Origin of the sequence: Microseira sp. BLCC-F43 (assembly GCF_041929235.1) — a bacterium.
Classification (GTDB): domain Bacteria; phylum Cyanobacteriota; class Cyanobacteriia; order Cyanobacteriales; family Aerosakkonemataceae; genus Microseira.
Genome location: NZ_JBHFNP010000036.1, coordinates 1 through 23,896, shown reverse-complemented (window position 1 = coordinate 23,896; position 23,896 = coordinate 1). Strand labels below are relative to the sequence as shown.

The following is a 23,896-nucleotide window of genomic DNA, read 5'->3' as shown; positions in this document are numbered from 1 at the left end:
CAAAGATGGATATTGAAGGCTATGGCGAAGGTTAACCAAACAGGCAAAAAACAACGTCCCTGGGGTGGAGGAAAGCGCAACAGGAAGCAAGTCTTGGCGGCATATAAGGCGTTGCCGGTTTACTTTTTGCTGGCTGTGTTGGTGGTAACAACTGTTGTGCCTGCGATCGCCACCTCCCCAACTTCCCCACCTGCGGTGCAACAAGGCGCGGGTATCGCCCAGCAGTTAACGGCATCGCAGTTGTGGCAACGGGGAAGATCTCGCTACCAGGCGGGACAGTTTCGGGAAGCTGCAAGCCTTTTTGAACAAGCGGCGCAGGGTTATAGTGATGGCAAAGACAACCTAAAGTTGGCGCAAACCCTCAATCACCTTTCGTTAGCCTATCAGAAGTTGGGACAATGGCAGCAAGCGCAGCAGGCAATTGAACGCAGCATCAATCTATGGCAAAGTATTCAGGAAATCGATGCCAAAGGTACTGCGGTTCTGGCGCTTGCGCTCAACGTGCGGGGTAGAATGCAACTGGCTGTGGGCAACACCGAAGCGGCATTAGAAACTGGGAAACAAGCAGAAGCAGCTGACGCCAGTGCAGGTAATGAAAGCGGAAAATTGGGTAGCCGCATGAACCAAGCGTTGGCTTTGCAAGCATTGGGGCAGAATCGGCGCGCGCTCGATTTATTAGAACAAATTAACGCACAGTTACAAAATCAACCGGATACGCTGCTCAAAGCCGATATTTTGAGGAGTTTGGGCAATACCCTGCAAAGGATTGGCGATTTAGTTAGAGCCAAGCAAATTTTAGAGCAAAGTTGGGCGATTAGCGATAAACTGAATTCCCCAGTCGATACTAGCGCTACTCTTTTTAGCCTGGGGAACCTTGCCAAAATCTTCCAAGAATATGAGGCAGCACTGATCTACTATCAAGAAGCAGCGAATCTGGCAGCTGATGACTTGACAAAAGTGCAGGCGCAACTCAATCAATTAAGTCTTTTTGTTGCAGTTCAACAGTGGTCGGAAACTTGGGTGCTTGCTGGCGAAATTCAGACGAAGTTAGCTAATTTATCACCCAGTAGAGATGCGGTTTATGCCAGGGTAAATTTCGCCGAAAACTTGATGAAAATGCAGCCAGTTGAATTAGTAAAAAATGACCAATTACCAATTCCCAAACGAGAGATTGGTCAAATATTAGCAACGGCGGTGAAGCAGGCGAAAGAATTAGGCGATCGCAGAGCGGAAGCCTATGCTTTAACTCAAGTTGGAAAGCTATACGAAAAAAATCAGCAGTGGCAAGATGCCCAAACTGTAAGCGAGCAAGCGCTGCAAATTGTACAGGGAATTGAAGCGGATGATATAACAGCTCGTGCGGCTTGGCAACTGGGTCGAATTTTGAGACAACAGGGGGATATAACGCGAGCGATCGCAGCTTATGAAAGATCTTTTAATAGCCTGCAATCTTTGCGAAGCGATTTAGTAGCAATTAATCGCGAGGTTCAGTTTGAGTTCAGAGAAACAATCGAACCCGTTTATCGAGAATTCGTCAGCGTTCTATTAACACCTCTCGATCCCCCCAACCCCCCTTCACAAGGGGGGCAGCAGATCCCCCCAACCCCCCAAGGCATTGGGGGCAGCAGATCCCCCCCTTGGCAAGGGGGGGCAGGGGGGGATCTCGCAAGCTAACCTGAAAAAAGCTCGCGAAGTTCTTGAAGCTTTGCAACTGGCAGAATTAGATAACTTTTTTGGCGATGCTTGCCTGAAAACTCAGCCGGTTCAAATCGATAATATCGATACAAAAGCGGCGGTTATATATCCGATTATTTTAAGCGATCGGTTAGAAGTTATCCTCTCCATTCCGCACCAACCCCTGCGCCATTACACTACCCAACTATCTAGGGAAAAAGTAGAAGCTACTCTCAAACAACTTTACTCTTCTCTTTCTCCTGGTTATCCCAACGACGAGCGTTTGCGCTTCTCCGATCAAGTTTATAACTGGTTGATTAAACCGGCGGAAACGGTGTTAAGTGGCAGCGATATCAAAACCTTGGTGTTTATCCCCGATGGGTTCTTCCGCAACTTGCCAATGGCTGTTCTTTATGATGGAAAACAGTATTTAATTGCTAAATATAACGTTGCCCTCAGTCCGGGATTGCAGTTATTTGCTCAAGGATTGAAACAAGAAAAACTTTCCGGATTAGCCGCTGGATTGACGGAAGCACGCCAAGGTTTTAAACCCCTGCCGGGAGTAGCAGAAGCAGTGGCAGAAATTAAGCAGGAAATTACCTCGAAAGTGTTGCTGAATGGGGAATTTACTAACGAGAGTTTTAAAAAGGCAATTGAGAGCCAACCTTTCCCCGTAGTTCACTTGGCAACCCACGGTCAATTTAGTTCTAACCCAGATGAAACATTTTTGCTGACTTGGAGCGCTCGCATTTCGATTAAAGACTTCGATCTGCTGTTCCAAAACAGAAATTTGGTCGGCGGCGAACCGATTGAATTATTAGTCATGAGTGCTTGTCAAACAGCTACAGGCGATAACCGTGCTACTTTAGGATTAGCCGGATTTGCCCTGGGATATGGTGCTAGAAGTACTGTAGCAAGTTTGTGGTCGGTGAGCGATGAATCAACAGCTAACTTGATGAGCGAATTTTATCAACAGCTGATCGCTAATAAGGGGGTTAGCAAAGCGGAAGCATTGCGACAGGCACAACTGAATGTGTTGCAAAATCCCCAATTCAAACATCCTTATTTTTGGGCTGCTTTTGTTTTAGTGGGAAATTGGTTATAAATTAAAAGGAAGGGACTGCAATGACTAACTTAGTTTATCAAACTTTCCTCTCTGCCAGCGTTACCGCAGCATTAGTCATAACCTCTAATGCCGCAGGCGCTAATTCATCCCCTCAAACGGGAGAAATTTTACCAAATAATTCTCTCATTAGTATGCAGTTTGCACTTCCAGGGGATGCGGTTCCCAAAACTAGCGTGGGAGGCGGTGTGCGCGGGAATGTGCAATTCACGCTCCCAAGTGGTGCAACTCCCAGAACCAGCGTCGGAGGGGGCGTGCGCGGGAATGTGCAATTCACGCTCCCAAGTGGCGCAACTCCCAGAACCAGTGTCGGTGCAGGTGTCCGAGGTGAAGAACACCCCGAACTAACGGCTTTGGTTCCGCCTACCAAACAGGGACACACCGTATCAGCGCGTCCAACTATTTTTGTTTATTTGCCTCCCATTGGCGCAGAAGAAGCCTTTTTGAGCTTACAAGACGAAGAGGGAAATCCCTTCTATAAAGTAACGGTTAAGGTTCCTGCTTCTGGAGGCACAATCGCGATTACACTACCCGCAGAAGCGCCAGAATTGCCAATAGGTAAAAACTATTTGTGGTACTTTGCTCCGATTGAACCGGGGGGAATGCTCCGACCTGATAATTATGCACTCGTAGCCTCAACGGTGAACGAGCAAGCATTAGCTTCATCTCCCGTCGAATTGGCAACTGCTTATGCCAAAGCTGGTATTTGGTACGACACCTTAAAAGTGTTAGCAGATGCTCAACGCTCCCAACCTGATAATCAGACCTTTGTCAAGGAATGGGGAGATTTATTAAAGCAAGTGGGATTAGAAGCGATTGCTTCCCAACCCCTTGCAGATTAGAGATAATAGATAGCCTGCCAACAAGATGACGCTCTGACGCTCGCTTTGCGGGGACGCGGGGAGTTTTTTAACAATCCTCTCTGCATCGCGAGCGTCCTCTTTGAGTGGAAACGAGAAATCAGATGTGGAATAAAACCAAACAAAAACTGAAAGAATGCCAAGGAACGCTGATAGTTACTGCCTGTATAGCTGGATTAGCAATCCTAGGGAGTAATGCCGGACTTTTTCGCATTTTAGAATGGGTGACTTTAGATCAATTCTTTCTCATCCGTCCTCAAGAACCCGTTGACAAACGCATTGTTGTTGTCACGATTGACGAACCCGATATCAAATACGTCAAGCAATGGCCCATGTCAGATCGGGTGATGGCAAGAGTTATTCGCAATATTAACGCTCAACAACCCAGAGGAATTATTATTGATGTTTATCGAGATTTGCCCGTCGAACCCGGACATCAAGAACTGGTAGAAATATTTAAAAATACTCCTAATTTAATTGGGATTGAAAAAGTTGCAGGCAATCCGATTGCGCCGCCCCCCACCTTGGCTAAACTGGGTCAAGTCGGGTCTAACGATATAGTCGCAGATACCGATGGTAAAATGCGACGCGGCCTCGTTTTATTAGGCAAACCTGATGGCAGTTTGAGTCAAGGATTAGGCGTGAGAATGGCATTGATGTATCTAGAAAAAGAAAAAGTCGAGCTAAAGGAGATCGATGCCGATAAACAGATATACGGTTTAGGTAAAGCTAAGTTTGTTCCCCTGTCTGGTAACGATGGACAGTACAACGAAGCAGACATGGGAGGATATCAAATTCTGTTGAATTATCGGGGTGGACTCGACCGTTTTAAGCATATCTCCATGACCGATGTTTTGGAGAATCGAATTCCTGGGGATTTAATGCGCGATCGCTTGGTATTTTTCGGATCAAAAGCACCCAGCCTTAATGATAATTACCGCACGCCTTACAATAACAACTTGTTTGCCCCAACTGAGTTAATGCCGGGAGTAGTTATTCACGCCAATTTAACCAGCCAAATTCTCAGTGCAGCATTAGAAGGTCGTCCCATGCTGCGAGCTTCAGCTAAACCGTTCAATTGGCTATTAATTGTCTTTTGGTCTGGTTACAGTGCAAGTCTCGGTACGCTCTACATTAAGAGACGCTTGGTAACAGTAATAGGGATATTAATCGCCGGATTAATTATCGTAAACAGTTCCTATATTGCCTTTTTATCCGGTTGGTTAGTGCCTGTATTTACGCCTTTACTGGCGGTAGCTGGCGCTGCTGTAGTCAGCGTCGGGCAAGTGCTGTGGCAAAACCTCATGCTTTCCTATCGTCAATTAGAAGATTACGCCCACACCCTGGAAGACAAAGTTCAACAACGCACCGCTGAACTAGCAACGGCGAACGACCAACTCGCTAATGCTAATCAGGAAATTACTAAACTTAACGAAAAATTGAAAGCGGACAATATCCGCATGAGTGCCGAACTCGATATCTTGCGAGAAATGCAGCAGTTGATTCTGCCTAAACCCGAAGAAATGGAGTCAATTGAAGGATTAGATATTGCCGGATTCATGGAACCTGCTGACGAAGTCGGCGGCGATTATTATGATGTCCTGCACACAGATGGCGTGGTCACAATTGGCATTGGCGATGTCACCGGACATGGACTCGAAAGCGGCATTTTGATGGTGATGACTCAAGCGGTTGTTCGCACCCTCAAAGAAATACAAGAAACCGACCCGGTGCGCTTTTTAGATACCCTCAATCGCACGATTTATAAAAATGTTCAGCGGATGAACTCTGACAAAAACTTGACGCTGTCTATCGTTAATTATGCGTTTGGTAATATTAGTATTAGCGGTCAACATGAGGAAGCAATTGTTGTGAGAAAAGGCGGTAAAATCGAGCGCATTAAAACGACTGATTTGGGATTTCCCATTGGGTTAGATGAAGAAATTGCTGATTTTATTAGCCAGACAACAGTGGCATTAGAACCGGGGGATGGGGTGGTGCTGTACACCGATGGTATCCCGGAAGCCAAAGATATTAATAAAAAATTCTATGGTCTGGAAAGACTTTGTGAAGTTGTTTCTCTTAATTGGCATAAAAGTGCCGAACAAATTAAGCAAGCAGCGATCGATCACCTGCGGGAATTTATTGGAGAACAAAAGGTGTTTGATGATATTACCTTGGTGGTTCTCAAGCGCTGCGATGAGGAGAGGTTGGAAAATTAAGCGGGATCGATCTTTAAAGTGTAACTAACCTAACTTGGCTAATAGCTAATGGCTAATGGTAGATCGGGCGTTGCTAAAAACCCGGTTGCTTCGTTGACGATTTCTCGTATCGCCCCTTGTTTCTTTGCCTAAGTCCTGAATTCGTTATATGCTAAGTTTCGCCACCTTGATGATTGCAATTGTCATCGGCTTTGGGAGCGGTCGATAAAATTAACAAAACTTTAGCTCAAAAAATCTATTAAAAAAATCAGAAACAATGTATAATGCGAGCATAAATTTTCCAGGGAAGCCTTTGCCATATTTATCTGTCAAGGAACAGATACCATTAGTGCAATGGTAAGCGATTGGCTAATTGCTAATCAAAAAGATACTAGCTAAAAGCATTGAATAAACTATGACTATGATGACAATTCCTGGCTATCGCGTCACCCAGCAGTTGTATTCAGGGTCCAGAACCCAGGTTCATCGGGCAATTTGTGAATCAGACCAAACAGGAGTGGTACTCAAACTGCTATTGAATGAGTATCCCACCTTCAATGAACTGGTGCAGTTCCGCAATCAGTACACGATTGGCAAAAATCTCGATTTGCCAGGAGCGATCAAGCATCTGAGTTTAGAAACCTACCGCAATGGTTTTGTACTGGTGATGGAGGACTGTGGCGGCGTTTCGCTTTCTGATTACATCACCTCTTTAGGTGATGGGGAAAATTCCCCATTTACCGCTCCTGGTATCTTAAGCGAATTTCTCAATATTGCTATCCAAATTGTTCAAACTCTAGAAGGACTCTATCACAACCGAGTTATTCACAAAGATATCAAGCCCCAGAATATTCTAATTAACCCCCAAACTAAAGAAGTAAAACTAATTGACTTCAGTATCTCCTCCCTATTACCGAGAGAGAACCAGGAGATTACTAACCCCAATATGTTGGAAGGAACGCTAGCGTATATATCCCCGGAACAGACAGGAAGGATGAATCGGGGTATCGACTACCGCACCGACTTTTACTCTCTAGGGGTAACGTTCTACCAATTGCTCACCGGAAAACTTCCCTTCGAGTCGGATGACCCACTCGAGTTAGTCCACTGTCACATTGCCAGACACCCGACTCCCCTAATCGAAATCAATCCCGCCATCCCGCAGGTATTAAATGATATGGTGATGAAATTGATGGCGAAAACGGCTGAGGAGCGCTATCAATCAGCTTTTGGCATCAAGCATGACCTGCAAAGGTGTTTAGAACAATACTCAGCTACAGGCAGTATCGCTCTGTTTGAATTGGCACAAAGGGATATCTGCGAGCGCTTCACGATTCCCGAAAAACTTTACGGCAGAGAAACAGAAGTGGCAACCCTGTTAGCTGCCTTTGACAGAGTTAGCTCTGGAAGCACCGAGATGATGTTAGTAGCAGGTTTTTCGGGGATTGGAAAAACGGCTGTAGTTAATGAAGTTCATAAACCAATTGTCCGGCAACGCGGTTACTTCATTAAAGGGAAATTTGACCAGTTCAAGCGCGATATTCCCTTCTCTGCTTGGGTACAAGCATTCCAGAATTTGATGCGGCAATTGCTCACCGAAAGTACTGCCTCTTTAGCAGCGTGGAAAGCCAAAATATTGGCAGCTTTGGGTGAAAACTCTCAGGTAATTATTGATGTCATCCCAGAATTAGAGCTATTGATTGGTAAGCAGCCAGAAGTGCCAGAACTGGAGGGGACTGCTGCCCAAAATCGCTTCAATTTGCTGTTTGAGAAGTTTATCCGAGTGTTCGCGACCCAAGAGCATCCCCTAGTCATTTTCTTAGATGACTTGCAGTGGGCAGATTCTGCTTCTCTGAAGTTGATGCAGTTGTTGATGAGCAAAGGGGATACTAGCCATCTTTTATTGTTAGGAGCTTATCGAGATAATGAAGTATTTCCAGCACACCCGTTGGTGCTGACGTTAGATGAGATTCGGAAAACTGAGGCGACAGTCAATCAAATTACTTTAGCACCCCTAGACCAATCTTCCCTAAACCGCCTGATTGCCGATACTCTTTCCTGTCCGCCAAAGCAGGCAGTTCCTTTAACGAAGCAGGTTTTAACCAAAACTAAAAGCAATCCTTTCTTTAGCAATCAATTCCTCAAATCTCTCTATGAGTCAGGGTTAATCTTCTTTGATTTTACCCCCCCAACCCCCCCTTACCAAGGGGGGGCAACGGGGGGGTGGCAGTGCGACATTGCCAAAGTCAGGGCACTAGCTGTCAGCGATGATGTGGTCGAGTTTATGGCAACTCAATTGCAAAAGCTGCCTCAAAATACTCAGGAAGTGTTGAAGTTAGCCGCTTGCATTGGCAACCAATTTGACTTAGCCACTCTCTCGATTGTCCATGAGAAATCCCTTTCCGAGACGGCGGCTGACCTGTGGAGAGCATTGCAAGAAGGGCTGATTATTCCTATTAGTGAATTTTACAAATTCTTTCAGGATTCTCAAGCAGTTGAAGTTAAACAAACATCGGAGTTTTCCGTCCCCTACAGGTTTTTGCACGATCGCGTCCAACAAGCGGCTTATTTTCTGATTCCCGAAAACCAAAAACAGGCAAGCCACTTGAAAATTGGGCGACTGCTGTTGCGTAATACGACCGAAGAGGAACGAGAAGAAAAGATTTTTGATATTGTCAACCAGTTGAATATTGGGGTGGATTTAATTGACTATCAAACTGAAAAAGATGAATTAGCTCAATTAAATTTAATTGCCGGACGTAAAGCTAAGGGTTCTACAGCTTATGCAGCAGCTCAAAAGTATTTAACTGTGGGGATGGAACTCCTAGCTTTTAATAGTTGGCAAACTCAGTATGATTTAACCCTGGCACTCTATGAGTCAGGAGTGGAGACAGCGTACCTTAACAGCGATTTTGAGCGGATGGAGCAATGGGCAGAAGTTATTCTGAAAGAAGCCAATACTATTGTGGACAAACTGAAAGTCTATGAAGTGAAAATCCAAGCTTATGCAGGTCAGAACAAACCACTAGAGGCTGTCAATATGGGGTTACAAGTACTGAGGCAGCTAGGAGTGAGCTTTCCAGAGGAGCCGACCCAGTTAGATATTCAAAGAGGATTGGAGGAAACCGCTGCACTATGTGCTGGAAAAAATATCCAGGATTTAATTAACCTACCGACCATGACATCTGCGGAAAAGCTAGCAGCAATGAGGATTGTAGCGAGTATAGTTCCTGGTACTTTTATTGCAGATCCTACCCTGTTTCCACTAATTATATGTTCCCAAGTTAATTTATCTCTTCAATATGGTAATGCACCTTTGTCTGCCTTTTTTTATGCTGATTACGGCATTATATTAAATGGAGTCCTTGAAGATGTTGAATCTGCTTATCAATTTGGAAAACTGGCTTTGAGTTTGATTGCCAAATTTAATGACAAAAAACTTAAAAGTAAAGTATATTTCGTCGTTGCAGCTTTCATTATACATGGAAAGTATCATATCAGGGAAACCTTGCCACTTCTTTTAGAAGGCTATCAAAGTGGATTAGAAACAGGTGATTTAGAATTCGTTGGTTATTGCGTTAAAGATAAGTGTCAATATTCCTATTTAATGGGACAGGAACTGACTGAACTAGAACAAGAAATAAGGGCATACAGTCAAGTGTTGGATAACCTCAAGCAAGAAACAACACTAAACTTTACTCAAATCTTTTTGCAAGTAGTGCTTAATTTGCTAGGACAGGCTGAAAATCCCTGCTGTTTGTTAGGTGAAATTTATAATGAAGAAAAATTTGTACCGCTCCTGATTGAAGCCAATGTCATTCTAGGACTGCACTATATATATTTACATAAACTAATTCTTTGTTATTTATTTGAAGATTTTTCTCAAGCCGTCGAAAATGCGGCTATAGGCAAGCAGTATTTGGCGGGAGGTATAGGGTTTATAAACGTGCCTGTATTCTATTTCTACGAGTCTCTGACAGCACTGGCAGTGTATGCCAATGTGGATGAATTTGAGCAAGAGAAACTGCTCAAACAAGTAGCAGACATCCAGGAAAAGATGCAGAAATGGGCGCATCATGCTCCGATGAATCATTCACATAAATTTAATTTAGTAGAAGCAGAGCGTCACCGAGTTATGGGGCAAAATGTAGAGGCAATGGACTACTACGATCGCGCTATAGCATTAGCCCAAGAAAACAAGTACGTCAACGAAGAAGCCCTAGCCAACGAACTCGCTGCCAAATTCTATCTAGGTTGGGGCAAACAAACCATTGCCCAAACTTACCTAACTAATGCCTACTACTGCTATGCTCGTTGGGGAGCTAAGGCAAAACTTGCAGATTTAGAAAAACGTTATCCTCAATTACTTGCTCCCATTCTCGTTCAGGCAAAAACGCCAAAACTAGGGGAAACAATTTTCCAAAAGCTCGCGACAACCCTCTCTTCCAGCAGTTCAAGTTCGGGCAGTTCAGATGTTCTAGACTTGGCAACGGTACTCAAAGCCTCTCAAGCTCTCTCTAGTGAAATTCATCTGGATAAATTGCTCTCCACTTTGATGCGAGTTGTGCTAGAAAATGCTGGAGCTTCTAAATGCGCTTTGATTTTATCCCAGACCGCTAATTTGGTGATTGAAGCAACTGGTGTTGCTGGTGGGGAAATCACTGTACTTCAATCGATGCCTGTCGAAGAAAGCCAGGAAATTCCTGTTAGTTTAATTAACTACGTCTATCGCACCCGCGAAACTCTGGTACTCGACAATCCTGATGCCCAAAATAGCTTTTCTGCTGACCCCTACATCATTGCTAATCAACCAAAATCACTCCTCTGTACCCCCATTGTCAATCAGGGTAAACTCGTAGGCATTCTGTATTTAGAAAATCATTTAACTACCAAGGCATTTACAACCGATAGGTTGGCAGTTTTAAACATCTTATCTAGTCAAGCCGCCATCTCGATTGCTAATGCCAAACTTTATGAAGAAGTCACCGCCAGCGAAAGACGGTTGACTCAGTACCTGGAAGCAATGCCTGTGGGTGTATCTGTTCACCAACCAAATGGACAACTCTACTACACCAATCAGGTAGCACAGGAGTTGCTGGGTATAAAAGTTATACCGGAAGCCAAAACCGAGCAATTGTCAGAGACATATCAAGTTTATCGTGCCGGAACTAATCAGTTGTATCCCACCGACCAACTGCCAATCGCGCGATCGCTTTCTGGCGAACCTGCAAAAGCTGACGATCTGGAACTCCACCATCCCAATCAAACTATCGCATTGGAAATTTCCACCACGCCAATTTTCGATAAAACGGGGAAAATTGTTTATGCGATCGCTGCCTTTCAAGACATCACGCAACGCAAACAAGCCGAAAAATTAATCGCCGAATACAATCGTACCCTAGAAGAGCAAGTTAAAGAACGTACTGCCCAACTCGCCGCAGCTAACCAAGAAATTATGGCACTCAACTCACGCCTCAAAGAAGAAAATCTCCGCCTGAGTGCCGAGTTAGAGGTAACGCGCAAACTGCAACAGATGATTCTACCCAAGCAGTCGGAATTAGAGTCAATTGAGGGATTAGAAATCGCTGGTTTTATGCAACCTGCCGATGAAGTGGGCGGCGACTACTACGACGTACTGCAACAAGATGGAAATGTCAAAATTAGCATCGGCGATGTCACCGGACATGGTTTAGAAAGTGGCGTGTTGATGCTGATGACACAAACCGCCGTTCGCACTTTACAGGAAAGTAACCAAACCGATCCAGTGCAATTTTTGGATATTCTCAACCGCACGATTTATCACAACATCCAGCGCATCAACCCCGATAAAAACCTGACGCTGGCTCTTTTGGATTATGCCGACGGCATTTTGAAAATCAGCGGGCAACATGAAGAGATAATTGTGGTGCGTGCTGGGGGTCAAGTTGAGCGGATTGATACAATAAATCTCGGCTTTCCCATTGGCTTGGATGAGGAGATTGCTGATTTCATTGCTTCCGAACAAGTGCAACTTAATCCGGGTGATGTAGTGGTGTTATACACCGATGGAATTACGGAAGCGGAAAATATTAATTGCCAGCTATATGGAGTGGAACGGTTATGTGAAATCGTCAAACTAAATTGTGCGCGATCGCCACAAGAAATCCGACAAGCGGTAATAGAAGATGTGCGGCGGCATATTGGGGAGCAAAAAGTTTTTGATGATATTACTTTGGTGGTATTGAAACAGAAGTAGATAGCTTCGTGAAAAAGACGTTGGTTATCGAGCGATTATTGAGGGTTTGCGCCTAGTTAAGCACGTGCAAAATCAACTCACCCAATCCCAAAACTATTGAATATTAGAACAAGATAAAAAACTTAGGGAAATTGCACCGAAACTAAGTTATAATGATTTGGTCTACATCGCCGTTCGAGATACCGAACTGCAAGAAGACCATTTAATCGCAAAGCATAACGTCAAGAACTTTACCACCGCAGAAGTGCGGGAAAAAGGCGTACCTCAAGTGGTGCGAGAGGTAAGGGAAAGGTTAGAGGATTGCAATCGCATCTACATTTCCTTTGACGTTAATAGCATGGACCCGGAAATCGTGTCTGAAGGCACGGGAACCCCTGTAGCGGGGGGATTGACGGATACAGAAGCTGGTCAATTAATCTCTCGCTTAATCCAACAAGGGAAAGTTTGCTGGTTTGAAATCTGCGAAATTAATCCCGTGTTGGATGGACGAGGAAATCCGATGGCACAAAGTGCTTTTGGGATTTTAGAAAGTGCTGCTAATAAACTTTCAGCTTATTAAAAAAGGTCAATCTACCAATCTACCAATCCAAAATTTAAACTAGAATGAATCATCAACTCGAATCCCGACCAAACTTAGACAAAAACGAAACAGGAGTGGCGCTGGTTTGTCTAATTGTTGCCTTAGTTTCCATCTCTTTGGCAGCCATTTTTATCAAATGGAGCGAACAAGAAATCAGTCCCTATTCTACCGCGTTTAATCGCTTTTGGATTAGCACAATTGTGATGCTGCTGTGGCATAAATTGAGTGGGACGCGCACTCAAGAAATGGAACAACAACCCCAACCTAATTCAATCTATACAGGTTGGGTGCTGTTGCAGTTGTTGGGGGTGGGAATTTTTTTAGCAGCTGACTTGATGCTTTGGGCATGGTCTTTAACTCAAACCAGCGTTGCTAATGCAACGGTGCTGGTAAACTTTACGCCGCTGTTTACGACCTTGGGAGGATGGTTGTTTTGGGGTAAGCGATTTGATCGCAAATTTGTCATCGGTATGATCGTTGCCATTGGCGGATCGATCGCTCTGGGAATCAATGACCTGCAACTGAGTCCCGACAAACTCATTGGTGATATTATGGCTTTACTGGCGGCGCTGTGCTTTGGGATTTATTTGCTGCTTTTAGAGCAACTGCAAACCCGGTTAAATGCGATCGCAATTATGTTGGGGTGTTCTGCGAGTGCGACTCTATTAACCTTACCCTTTGTCCTGAGCGCTGGAGAGCGAATTTTCCCCTATACTTGGCAAGGGTGGGTGGCAGTTATTTCTCTCGCCATCATTTGCCAAGTAGTAGGTCAAGGACTTTTAGTTTATAGTCTCAATCGCTTGTCATCGGGATTTGTCGCCCTCTTTCTCATGCTCGATCCAGTGTTAGCAGCAATCGGTGCTTGGGTATTTTTCTCCGAAGGATTAACATTTTTAAACTTGCTAGGTTTTGCCGTAATTTTGTTGGGCATCTACTTGGCACTATCAGGAGATTCTGCTGTCAAGGAAGAGATACCATTAGTACAAACGTGAGCTATTGGTTAATTGCTAATTGCTAATTGCTCATGGTCAAGGCTATTTTGTGTAGGGTGCGTTAGTGAAACGTAACGCACCACAACCTCTGGGGAATGTCGCTGACTATTTTGTGTAGGGTGCGTTAGTGAAACGTAACGCACCACAACCTCTGGGGAATGTCGCTGACTATTTTGTGTAGGGTGCGTTAGTGAAACCTAACACACCACAACCTCTGGGGAATGTCGCTGACTATTTTGTGTAGGGTGCGTTAGTGAAACCTAACACACCACAACCTCTGGGGAATGTCGCTTAATATTTTGTGTAGGGTGCGTTAGTGAAACCTAACACACCACAACCTCTGGGGAATGTCGCTGACTACAAACCCATTGCAACACCATATGTGGTGGTTGAGCCGCCGTACTTTCGGCTAACGCACCCTACATTTAGAGCCTTGGCGACAAACCAATTAAGTAAGTGTAATTCCATCCTACTGGCTAGGTTCACAACTCAGGAATTTTATGACAAAAAGTGAGGATAGCAATTTTAACAACGCGATCGCCAACCTTTCGTTTCCGGTTGCCAATTTCTTTCAAGAGTTTGATGCTAAAACATTGCCGATCAGTCTGGTAGCCGGACTCCCGCTCGGCATCATTGGGGTATTATTTGATACTTTTTTGGCGGCTGTTTTCAGGAGATTTGACAAGTCGCTCAGGGAATTGGCATTGTTTTGTCGAGCGCGATGGCAGTTCGCGTTGTAATTTCTTTGATTAGTTCCTTCCCCACAATTACGGCGGATATAGACACGCTACCAATAGCAGTTTTAGCGGGAAGTGCAGCAGCAATTAACAGCAGTTTGTCCGATAGCGCCGATGCAGAAACAATTTTTGTGACGATACTTGCCACATTTGCCCTTACTGCTTGGTTAACGGGAGCATTTCTCCTAGCGTTGGGACAATTCAAAGTGGGGGAATTGATTCGGTTTATTCCCTACCCAGCGATCGCGGGATTTTTAGCAGGAACGGGTTGGTTATTATTTCGCGGTTCTCTCGAAATTATGACCGATGTAAAGCTGAATTTTTCCAACCTTGCGGTGATGTTTCAAACTGACATATTGCTGCGGTGGTTACCCGGATTGATATTTGCCGCCGTGCTGGTGTTAATTTCACGCCGTTACAACCATTGGTCGATCGTGCCAACTGCAATTGTGGCGGCAATTGGATTGTTTTATCTATTTTTATGGACAAGCCATACTTCTTTTGAAGATGCGATCGCTAAAGGTTGGCTGCTAGAAACTTTTACCTCTGGAAGTCTTTGGCAACCTTTCAATCCCGTAAAATTAATCCAGGTGGATTGGTCAGTCATTTCAACTCAAATTGGCGATATATTAACGATTGCCGCTATCAGTCCCATTGCGATTTTGCTGAATGCGATATTGACTTTAATCAAGAATTAAAAGCGGCTGGCATTGCCAATTTAGCAGTGGGAGTGGGTGGCGGTCTGGTTGGTTACCATACATTGAGCGATTCATTGTTAGTGTATCGCTTGGGTGCTAGAAATCGCCTCTTGGGTTTAGTTTCAGCCGGTGTATTTGCGAGCGCATTATTTTTCTGCGCTGCTACTTTATCCTTATTTCCCAAGCCAATTTTAGGCGGCTTGCTGTTATTTTTCGGTTGATCTTTACTGATTGAATCCCTTTGGGATGCTGGAGATAAACTGCCCAAAGCTGAATATTTTATCTTCTTGTTAATTCTAGTCGTTGTCGGTGCAGTTGGCTTTCTCCAAGGCGTGGGAGTCGGTTTAGTTGCAGAGATTATTCTATTTGTCGTCAACTATAGCCGCATTGATGTGGCAAAACGGGTAGATTCCGGCGTCAACTACCGCAGTCGCGTGCAAAGACCGCCAAACCAAGCAGAGATACTGCGGCAAAAAGGCGAGCAAACTTACATTCTGGAACTGCAAGGGTTAATCTTCTTTGGGACGGCGAACAAGTTACTCAATCAAATTCGAGAGCGACTCGATCTTGCTAAGGAAAACTTGCATTTTGTCGTCCTAGATTTTCGCCAGGTAACGGGACTCGACTCCTCCGCTGTTTTGAGCTTTGCCAAACTCAAGCAAATTGCTAAAAAGCAGTCATTGCAGTTAGTTTTGACCGATTTACCGCCAACTGCTGCCAAACAATTCCACCAGGGAGGCGTCCTCGAAACTCCCGATCCCGTGTTTCAGGTTTTTCCCGATTTAGATCGAGGATTAGAGTGGTGCGAAAGTCAAATTTTAGAAGTTAGTCAATTGCACCGTTCTCGTTTTTTACCATTGGTCATGCAGCTTTGCACCAGCTTTCTTTCTGCGGAGCAAGCGACTAAACTAATGCAATATCTGGAATTGGTGCATCTATCTGAAGGTGAATTTCTATTTCGCCAAGGCGATCCTTCTGAAGGGCTTTATTTTATAGAGTCCGGTCAAATTAGCGTTGTCGTCGCACTCTCCGATGGTGAGACAAAACGATTGCGGACTTACACCACCGGCGCGATTGTTGGCGAAATGGGTTTGTATGGTAACGCACCTCGTTTTGCGTCAGTAGTTAGCGAGCGCAACAGTCGCCTTTACCATCTTTCTAACCAAGCTTTTGCTCGCATCGAAACCGAAGAACCGCTACTAGCAGCCACCTTTCACAAATTTATCGTGAATTTGCTAGCCGAACGTTTGAAAAACTGCTCGCTGGAATTGCAAAACTTTTTAAATTAACCCAAACTTTAGTCTAAAGCGTGCATCCATCTATGAAAGAAGAATTTCAACCGCGCAATTTATTATCCAGTCTCATATCATGTCCGGTCGATTACCCTGAATTAGGAGTAGGGAACATCCAACAGCTGCGTGAAAAAACTTTTAACCAATTGATGTTCCCTACAAGACAACGCACAAGAGAAGGTTTTTATTACGGGTGATTCAACGCACATGATATCACGGCTGGTTTAATATTAGGATTAATCCGAGTGCTGACCTATATTACCCCGATGGCAGCACTGGTTTTTTCCGGCAAGCTGGAACCTTTTTTAGCAACAGGAATTGGCATGACTTTATTTAGCACCGCCGTCATCGGGACAGTAGTGGCGCTGCGGCGTTCCTTTGTCGGGACGATTGTGCTTCCCGTACCGTCAGTGATGACCATTTTAGGAGCGATCGCAGCTGCGATTGCCGCCAAGATGCCCAGTGGTGCAACCTCTGAAGAATTGCTGTTAACTGTTGTGGGTATCATCTGCTCAAAAAGAGATTGATAATTTACTGGCATAATCGGCTTAGAAAAACAAAGGAAAAACCATGACCAAAATTATTTCAATCCACTCCTATCGAGGGTTGTATCATCATATCGTGTCGCTTCGCATCGGTTGTGCAAGTGCCAGGGTTTTTTTACCCAATTCCCCCTTGTCCCCCTTGTCCCATTGTTGACGATATCAATGCAACCTGACATGATATAGCAATCCCTCTTGAGTTGTGAAATGAATGTAGGGGCTACCGTACCGTGGTTACCACGGCAAACGGGGTAGGCACGGGGGCGCTACCCCGACAAATTTTCCCAATTCAATTAGGATTTCTCTATCAGGCATATTTCATTCATAAGCCTTTATGTAAAAATAGGCAGTGATGAGCAGAAATTGATGAGTAGCTTGGTTGATTCAATCCAAAATATGAATAACACAGCCGCAATTTTCTACAAAAGAGATGGTTACGATACATCTGGGGTAAGGCTTCTAGGTCGTCAAGCTGCGGGTGAAGGTTTTCTGAAAGCTTTAGTGCAACATGGAACAGCCGATTCACTATATTGCTATACATCTAGCCAAAAAGAATTCGTTGAATTTTGCCTACGCATTCAACCTTGGATGAAACGTCCTCGCCAAGTTAAGTGGTTATCTACCAGCAATCATCAAGTGCTGGCACAAGCGGGAACAATCTATCACCCAGACCCTATGCTATCTAAATATGCTTGGAATAGACGATTTTACGATCAACGCGCATACAGTATCTGCGGAGTAACTCATACTATTGCAAGTATGGATGGCATGGCAAGCATTGGTGATTTACTTATTGCCCCGCTTCAGCCTTGGGATGCTCTCATCTGTACATCCGTTGCAGTTAAAAATGCCATTGAACGTCTTCTTAATACCTGGGCTGAATATTTAGCTCAACGCACAGGCGGTAAACCAAATATTCATATCCAACTGCCAATTATTCCTCTAGGTATTGATTGCGATGCCTTTAATCTTGGGGATAATGCCACAAACACCCGGAAAAGTCTGCGTCAAACACTCGGCATTCCCCAAGATGATATTGTTGTGCTGTTTGTGGGTAGATTGTGCTTTTATGCCAAGGCTCATCCTGTGCCAATGTATTTGGCTTTAGAAAAAGCGGCACAAGCGACCAAAGCCAAAATTCATTTTGTGCAGGCTGGCTGGTTTGAAGATGCAACAGAGGAAGTTAGCTTTAAACAAAGTGCCCAAATTTTCTGTCCATCGGTCAATTGTCTTTTTGTCGATGGACGCAAACCAGAAATTCGTTCGGGGATTTGGTCTGCCGCCGATATTTTTATGTCCTTAGTAGATAATATCCAAGAAACTTTTGGACTGACACCAATTGAGGCAATGGCTGCTGAGTTACCTGTAATTGTCTCAGATTGGAATGGTTATCAAGAGTCTGTGCGTCATGAAATCGATGGTTTGAGAATTCCTACACTGATGCCTCAGCCAGGATTAGGGCTGGATTTGGCCTTTGCATATCTCAGTAATACTTTAAATTACAGCGGCTATATTGCTCATTCATCAATGGCAATAGCAGTTGATATTGACGCAGCATCAAGAGCAATAGTAGATTTGATTGCTAATCCTGAACTGAGAAAGCGTCTGGGAAAAAACGGACGACAACGCGCTCAGAAAACTTATGATTGGAAAGTTGTAATCGCAGCTTACGAAAATTTCTGGCAGGAACTAGCAGAAATTCGTGCTGCTGCACCAATGTCTGCACCGCTTCAGCCAGGTAACCCACCAGTACCTTTATGTGACGATCCTTTTAGATTGTTTGCGCATTACACCAGTACAACACCCAACCAGGATTTAGTTCTCGAACTTGGTGCGATGAGTACACCAGAGCGTTTGCAACAAATCCGGCAGAATTGGATAACCAATTTTGGCGCAGACAAAAGAAACCCAAATTCAACTATAGATGCTGTATTAGCTGCGCTCGCCCAAAACGGCCGAGTCTCAATTGCAACAATCCTCAACTCTCATACAGATGTTTCCCCCACACAATTACTTCGTACCCTTCTGTATCTTGTAAAATTTGATGTTCTGCGTGTGACAGATTCTCCCTAGTACAGCTTGGCGTCAATCAGCCAACCCTTGATTTGCCTGAATAGCTAAGGTTATCATCTGCACAAAAAGAGATTGATAATTTATTTGCGTCAGGGAAAAAGCATTATTATGAACCTCGAATGGTGCCGACAAGAATTGCAGCCGACGCGCCTTCTACCCAGTCTCACAGCTGGTCTAGTCGCCGGGATTTTTGCAGTTATTTACAGTGTCTCCTTTGCTACCCTGATTTTCTCAGGAAATATCTCCCAGTATTTACCAATCGGCTTGGGATTGACCCTGTTTACCTCGACGGTAGTCAGCGCAATCGTTGCTTTGTTCAGTGCCAATCCCACCGCGATCGCCGGTCCTCAAGAGACTACCGCAGCTATTTTGGGTTTGGTTACTAGCACAATTGCTGCCACGATGTCTGGAACGAATTCAACAGAAGAAATCTTGCTGACGGTTATCGCAGCAATTGCGTTCAATTCCACCGTCACCGCGATTTTTTTCTTAATTTTGGGTCGCTTTAGAATCGGCGAACTAATCCGGTTTGTTCCTTATCCAGTCGTCGGCGGATTCCTGGCTGGATCTGGCTGGCTGCTGGTAAAGGGGGGTTTTCGGATTGTCACGGGTTTATCCCTGGAATTCTCTACCTTGCCAAAGCTTGTCCAGTCAGAGCAACTAATCAATTGGATACCGGCACTGATATTTGCGGTGCTGCTATTTTTGATTTTGAAGCGCTATAGTCATTTCCTGATAGTGCCGGGAATGGTACTGGCTGGGATTGCGACGTTTTACTTAGTGTTGCTGTGGACTGGCACATCTGTTGCCGCAGCCAGTCAAAAAGGGCTACTGCTAGGTCCTTTTCCAGAAGCAGGAATGTGGCAGGCATCAACATTAACTTTATCAGCCGTGACAGGAGCTAATTGGCAAACTATCTTCGGACTGATTGGCAATTTCGCCACGCTTTGGTTTATTCAAGCGATTTCCATCCTGCTCAATATCAGCGGGATTGAGGTCGTTAGCCAGCGAGATATCGATCTCGATCGCGAACTCAAAACAGCAGGAATAGCCACCTTAGTATCTGCTGTTGGAGGTGGTATCGGTGGCTTCCACCATCTGAGTCAGTCAGGTCTCGTTTACAGATTGGGGGCAAGAAGTCGCTTAGCTGGGTTGTTGGTCGCCCTACTTTGTGCAACGATGCTGATGTTGGGAGCATCAATTTTATCCTTCTGCCCAAAACAAGTTATTGGTGGACTACTGATATTCAACGGCTTATCCGCTCTCGTAACCTGGGTCTACTCGGCGTGGTTTAAATTTCCTCTATTCGATTACTGTCTGATCGTCCTAATTATATTTTTCATGACCGCATTCGGCTTTCTTCAAGGTGTTATTGTTGGGATGATTGCTGCGGTCATTCTCTTTGCCATCAACACCAGTCAGATTGCTGTCACCAAGCATACCTTCAGTGGAGCAAACCGCCACAGCCAAGTGCAAAGACCGCCAAACGAGGAACGCCTGCTGCGTCAAAAAGGAGAGCAAATTCATATTCTCGAACTGCAAGGATTAATCTTTTTTGGTACGGCTCGCAAATTGCTCGATCGGATTCGCGAACGGCTAGAAAATCCAGAGCTTCCTACAGTGGGTTTTCTCGTACTAGACTTTCGCCGGGTCAGTGGATTGGACTCTTCAGGGGTGATGAGTTTTTCCAAGCTCAAACAGATTGCCAAACAAAAGCAGATCTCTTTGTTGTTTACCAACCTTTCATCCCAGAACATTAAACAACTCGAGCAAGGGGGTTGCTTAGAACCTAAAGATCCCGTCTGCCAATTATTTCCCGATTTAGATCGAGGTCTGGAATGGTGTGAAAACCAAATTCTAGAAACAGCTAAATTGCGTCGTCGCCGCTTTTTGCCTTTAGCACTGCAACTTAAAATCCTGCTTCCCGATCTTGAGAATGGCTCCCAGTTGATGCAGTATCTGGAACAGGTTCAAATCAAGCAAGGTGAATTCTTACTGCACCAAGGAGACCCTGCCGATGGTTTTTACTTCCTGGAATCCGGTCAAGTCAGCGTCGTCCTCGAACTACCCAACGGTCAGACTCAACGACTAGCGACCTATGACAGCGGCACTATCCTGGGCGAAATGGGTCTTTACCGGAAAGAACCCCGCACGGCTTCAGTGGTGGCTGACCAGAACAGTCGTCTTTATTATCTCGACCCTGAGGCTTTTGAGCGGATGGAGAATCAAGAGCCAAAGTTAGCAGCAACCATTCATAAATTTATTGTCAACTTGCTGGCAGAACGCCTCAAACAGCGATCGGAAGAACTGCAAAATCTTCTCAAGTAGCTCAAGTGGAATGCTAATTGCTAATTGCTAATTGCTAATGGCTAATTGCGAGCTTGCCATGACCGGGTTGAGTAATTCCGATCCAACCGGAAACTATATCACTCCCGTCCCGCTAGAAGATTACCTACTTCTTCTTTTCTCTTCTTTCCTGTCCTTCGTGTCTGCGCTTCGCGGGGGCTATTCTTCCACAGGACTTACGCAAGAAGATCCTATCACCAAAGTTTCAAGCTGCTTCCGCGAGTGCGGAAGGGAGGCATATCTCTATTTCCAAAGCGACGATTTTTCATAGAAAGAAAGGTGATTTGCGTAAGTCCTGTTCCAGTGGGAAGCGAGTAATTTTTTGACATCCTCACCGGCGTGAACGCACGGTGATTCCTAAACCTCACTTCGGCGCGGTTTCTGCTTCGTAGCACCTGCCTTGCGAGAATAGCTCTCATGGGGTCTTACAGTTGCTCCACAGACTGACAAGGGCTTCCCCTGCCGCCAAGATGTTATTTGCCGCATTAATATCCCGGTCGTGGTGCGTTCCGCATTGGGGACAGTCCCATTGACGAATATTGAGCGGCATTTTTTCAACCATGTGACCGCAGTTGCCACATCGTTTAGAACTGGGAAACCAACGGTCAATCTTGATTAAAGTACGACCATACCAATCGCACTTGTACTCAAGTTGTCTAACCAACTCTCCCCAACTCGCATCGCTAATTGCTTGAGCCAGTTTGGGATTCTTCATCATATTCTTCACCGCTAAATCCTGAATGGCAATTACTTGGTTTTCGCGTACCAATCGAGTTGTTAGTTTGTCAAGATAATCAATTCTGGCATCAGCAATTTCCTGATGTACTTTTGCTACAACTAGCCTTGCTTTATGGCGATTGAGAGAGCCTTTTTGCTTACGATTTAACGCTTTTTGCGCCCGTCTAAGTTTGCGATACTTAGCTTTGAAGCCTTTGGGATTGACTATTTTCTCGCCAGTACTGAGAGTGAGTAAGCTGGTGATGCCCAAGTCAATTCCAACTTGGCTGGATAATTCAGGCAACTTCTCGATTTCAACATCCACCAGTAGGGATACTGACCATCGACCAGAAGCGGAAAGCTTCACAGTGATAGTTGATGGTCGGGTCCTTGAGGGCAACATCCGACTCCAGCGAATTGGCAGCGGTTGAGTGCATTTGGCTAAGAATACTTGACCATCCCTAAACCTAAATGCTGACAGGCGTGAATTCAGCACTGCCACCATTTCTCTTCTTCTTAAAAACTGGATATTTAGCCCGTCCGGCGAAGAAGTTATTAAATGGGGTTTGTAGATGGCGCCATCCCTGTTGTAATGGTACGCAGCTCACTTCGTTGAGGAAATCCAATTCTTTGGTTTTCTTCCACTGAGTGAGCATTGATCAAGTTTCAGCATACCCGACTCGTTTTTGCTCTTGGTACCATGCTTCGGTTCTGGCAGCTAAAGCACGGTTGTAAACCAAACGAGTACAACCCATTGTTCGCAAGAGTAAATTCTCTTGCTCAGGAGTTGGGTAGAATCGGTAGTTGAAAGCTTTTTGCGTCATGTTTACACTATAGCATTTAATCTGTGAACTAAGCGCTGATGCTGTAAAGCCGTCCTAGAAGGACGGGGTTTCAAACCCAAAGATTTTGATGATTAAGCCGCTTCATCCCGGTCTCGTTTCTCCAGCAGCTCCCTGATAGTGGCTAATTCCTGCCGTAGACTTTCCAGCTCGCTTTCTTGCTGTTTGGCTTCGGGTGTCAGAAACCATGCCGCTACAAATCCTGAGAATGTAGCGAACAGACCTACACCTACTATCATCAGCAAGACTGCTACAATTCGCCCTTCGGCGGTCACTGGGTATCGGTCTCCGTATCCGACGGTCGTGATAGTCACAACAGCCCACCAGAGGGCATCTTCTGCGGTTGTGATGTTGCTGTTGTAGGCACCCGCCTCAAATTGAAGTATCGCCACACTTGAGAAGACGATGACCACAATCGATACCAAAGCTGCGGCTAGGAAGGTTCCTTGCGATCGCCAGTCCAAAATCAAAGATATCAGCAGTTTTGTGGCGCGAACACCGCGCAGGACGCGGAAGATACGCACGACGCGAGTCATACGACCCCAGCGAAGTGCTTCTACGGTAGGGATACTCGATGCCAGATCTATCCAGCCCCAAGTGTACAGATACCGCCATTTGTTTGGCGCGCGGTACAAACTGATGAGAAAGTCAACAAAAAATAACGCACAAACGGCATTGTCAGCGTACTTAAGGATTTTGTGGGTGGATGGATCGAGCAAGAAGAAAGATTCAAAGGCCAATGTCCCCAAGGCATAGAGACACAAGGCAAGCATGAAGACTTGATACGGCTGCGACCGAACATCTTTTGAACTAGACGAAGGCAACATGTTTGATTTCTATTTTCAGTATAATGATTTACTGCCGTTTTCATTACCTCAATTGTAGTGGGCGAGAGCTTTTGAGCAGTTATCATCGCGCTCAATGGGGGGAATTGCATAATAAAATTTCCGCTCGTGCCCCGAACAGCGGTAACCATCGGGGTCG

General features: G+C 45.0%; 15 protein-coding genes and 1 pseudogene. 14 read left to right on the top strand and 2 right to left on the bottom strand.

Annotation, left to right across the window (positions count from 1 at the left end; translation table 11 throughout):
• Positions 1-21 precede the first annotated feature (21 nt).
• The 14 genes from ACE1CM_RS05745 to ACE1CM_RS05680 all read left to right on the top strand — a co-directional run bounded on the left by ACE1CM_RS05745 (position 22) and on the right by ACE1CM_RS05680 (position 21,335).
• Positions 22-1,674 (top strand): tetratricopeptide repeat protein, encoded by a 1,653-nt coding sequence (locus tag ACE1CM_RS05745; protein ID WP_374876444.1) that lies wholly within the window; start codon positions 22-24, stop codon positions 1,672-1,674.
• Positions 1,675-1,705: 31 nt separating this feature from the next.
• Entirely contained in the window at positions 1,706-2,779 is a 1,074-nt protein-coding gene (locus tag ACE1CM_RS05740) for a CHAT domain-containing protein (protein WP_374876443.1), read from the top strand.
• Positions 2,780-2,799: 20 nt separating this feature from the next.
• The gene (locus ACE1CM_RS05735; RefSeq protein ID WP_374876442.1) at positions 2,800-3,639 is read left to right on the top strand and encodes a DUF928 domain-containing protein; all 840 of its coding nucleotides are present in this window, start codon (positions 2,800-2,802) and stop codon (positions 3,637-3,639) included.
• Between the two features lie 122 nt (positions 3,640-3,761).
• Positions 3,762-5,879 (top strand): CHASE2 domain-containing protein, encoded by a 2,118-nt coding sequence (locus tag ACE1CM_RS05730; RefSeq protein WP_374876441.1) that lies wholly within the window; start codon positions 3,762-3,764, stop codon positions 5,877-5,879.
• 394 nt (positions 5,880-6,273) lie between these two features.
• Positions 6,274-12,093, top strand: a complete 5,820-nt coding sequence (locus ACE1CM_RS05725) for an AAA family ATPase (protein WP_374876440.1) — start codon at positions 6,274-6,276, stop codon at positions 12,091-12,093.
• Positions 12,094-12,193: 100 nt separating this feature from the next.
• Entirely contained in the window at positions 12,194-12,652 is a 459-nt protein-coding gene (locus tag ACE1CM_RS05720) for an arginase family protein (RefSeq protein WP_374876522.1), read from the top strand.
• 44 nt (positions 12,653-12,696) lie between these two features.
• Positions 12,697-13,665, top strand: coding sequence for a DMT family transporter (locus ACE1CM_RS05715; protein ID WP_374876439.1), 969 nt, complete (start codon positions 12,697-12,699; stop codon positions 13,663-13,665).
• 500 nt (positions 13,666-14,165) lie between these two features.
• On the top strand, positions 14,166-14,405 hold the full coding sequence (locus ACE1CM_RS05710) for a hypothetical protein (protein ID WP_374876438.1): 240 nt from the start codon (positions 14,166-14,168) through the stop codon (positions 14,403-14,405).
• The gene (locus ACE1CM_RS05705; protein WP_374876437.1) at positions 14,387-15,100 is read left to right on the top strand and encodes a SulP family inorganic anion transporter; all 714 of its coding nucleotides are present in this window, start codon (positions 14,387-14,389) and stop codon (positions 15,098-15,100) included. The genes ACE1CM_RS05710 and ACE1CM_RS05705 overlap by 19 nt, the downstream gene beginning before the upstream one ends.
• A 26-nt stretch (positions 15,101-15,126) precedes the next feature.
• Complete coding sequence (locus ACE1CM_RS05700; protein WP_374876436.1) at positions 15,127-15,321, top strand: SulP family inorganic anion transporter; 195 nt, start codon at positions 15,127-15,129, stop codon at positions 15,319-15,321.
• A gap of 66 nt (positions 15,322-15,387) precedes the next feature.
• Positions 15,388-16,389, top strand: coding sequence for a cyclic nucleotide-binding domain-containing protein (locus ACE1CM_RS05695; protein ID WP_374876435.1), 1,002 nt, complete (start codon positions 15,388-15,390; stop codon positions 16,387-16,389).
• A 248-nt stretch (positions 16,390-16,637) separates the two neighbouring features.
• Positions 16,638-16,919 (top strand): hypothetical protein, encoded by a 282-nt coding sequence (locus tag ACE1CM_RS05690; protein ID WP_374876434.1) that lies wholly within the window; start codon positions 16,638-16,640, stop codon positions 16,917-16,919.
• A gap of 411 nt (positions 16,920-17,330) precedes the next feature.
• Positions 17,331-19,007, top strand: coding sequence for a glycosyltransferase family 4 protein (locus tag ACE1CM_RS05685; protein WP_374876433.1), 1,677 nt, complete (start codon positions 17,331-17,333; stop codon positions 19,005-19,007).
• Positions 19,008-19,115: 108 nt separating this feature from the next.
• Positions 19,116-21,335, top strand: a complete 2,220-nt coding sequence (locus tag ACE1CM_RS05680; RefSeq protein ID WP_374876432.1) for a SulP family inorganic anion transporter — start codon at positions 19,116-19,118, stop codon at positions 21,333-21,335.
• 375 nt (positions 21,336-21,710) lie between these two features.
• On the opposite strand, the pseudogene ACE1CM_RS05675 reads toward ACE1CM_RS05680, so the two are convergent.
• Both ACE1CM_RS05675 and ACE1CM_RS05670 read right to left on the bottom strand, forming a co-directional pair.
• A pseudogene (locus ACE1CM_RS05675) lies at positions 21,711-22,894 on the bottom strand (RNA-guided endonuclease InsQ/TnpB family protein).
• Between the two features lie 92 nt (positions 22,895-22,986).
• The gene (locus ACE1CM_RS05670; RefSeq protein ID WP_374876431.1) at positions 22,987-23,739 is read right to left on the bottom strand and encodes an ion transporter; all 753 of its coding nucleotides are present in this window, start codon (positions 23,737-23,739) and stop codon (positions 22,987-22,989) included.
• Positions 23,740-23,896: the final 157 nt, after the last annotated feature.

Excerpts from the sequence above, each read along its gene's own strand:
- ACE1CM_RS05670 (WP_374876431.1), bottom strand. The coding sequence starts at position 23,739 with ATGTTGCCTTCGTCTAGTTCAAAAGATGTTCGGTCGCAGCCGTATCAA.
- ACE1CM_RS05710 (WP_374876438.1), top strand. The coding sequence starts at position 14,166 with ATGACAAAAAGTGAGGATAGCAATTTTAACAACGCGATCGCCAACCTT.
- ACE1CM_RS05730 (WP_374876441.1), top strand. The coding sequence starts at position 3,762 with ATGTGGAATAAAACCAAACAAAAACTGAAAGAATGCCAAGGAACGCTG.
- ACE1CM_RS05745 (WP_374876444.1), top strand. The coding sequence starts at position 22 with ATGGCGAAGGTTAACCAAACAGGCAAAAAACAACGTCCCTGGGGTGGA.
- ACE1CM_RS05725 (WP_374876440.1), top strand. The coding sequence starts at position 6,274 with ATGACTATGATGACAATTCCTGGCTATCGCGTCACCCAGCAGTTGTAT.
- ACE1CM_RS05680 (WP_374876432.1), top strand. The coding sequence starts at position 19,116 with ATGAACCTCGAATGGTGCCGACAAGAATTGCAGCCGACGCGCCTTCTA.
- ACE1CM_RS05715 (WP_374876439.1), top strand. The coding sequence starts at position 12,697 with ATGAATCATCAACTCGAATCCCGACCAAACTTAGACAAAAACGAAACA.
- ACE1CM_RS05705 (WP_374876437.1), top strand. The coding sequence starts at position 14,387 with ATGGCAGTTCGCGTTGTAATTTCTTTGATTAGTTCCTTCCCCACAATT.
- ACE1CM_RS05685 (WP_374876433.1), top strand. The coding sequence starts at position 17,331 with ATGAATAACACAGCCGCAATTTTCTACAAAAGAGATGGTTACGATACA.
- ACE1CM_RS05735 (WP_374876442.1), top strand. The coding sequence starts at position 2,800 with ATGACTAACTTAGTTTATCAAACTTTCCTCTCTGCCAGCGTTACCGCA.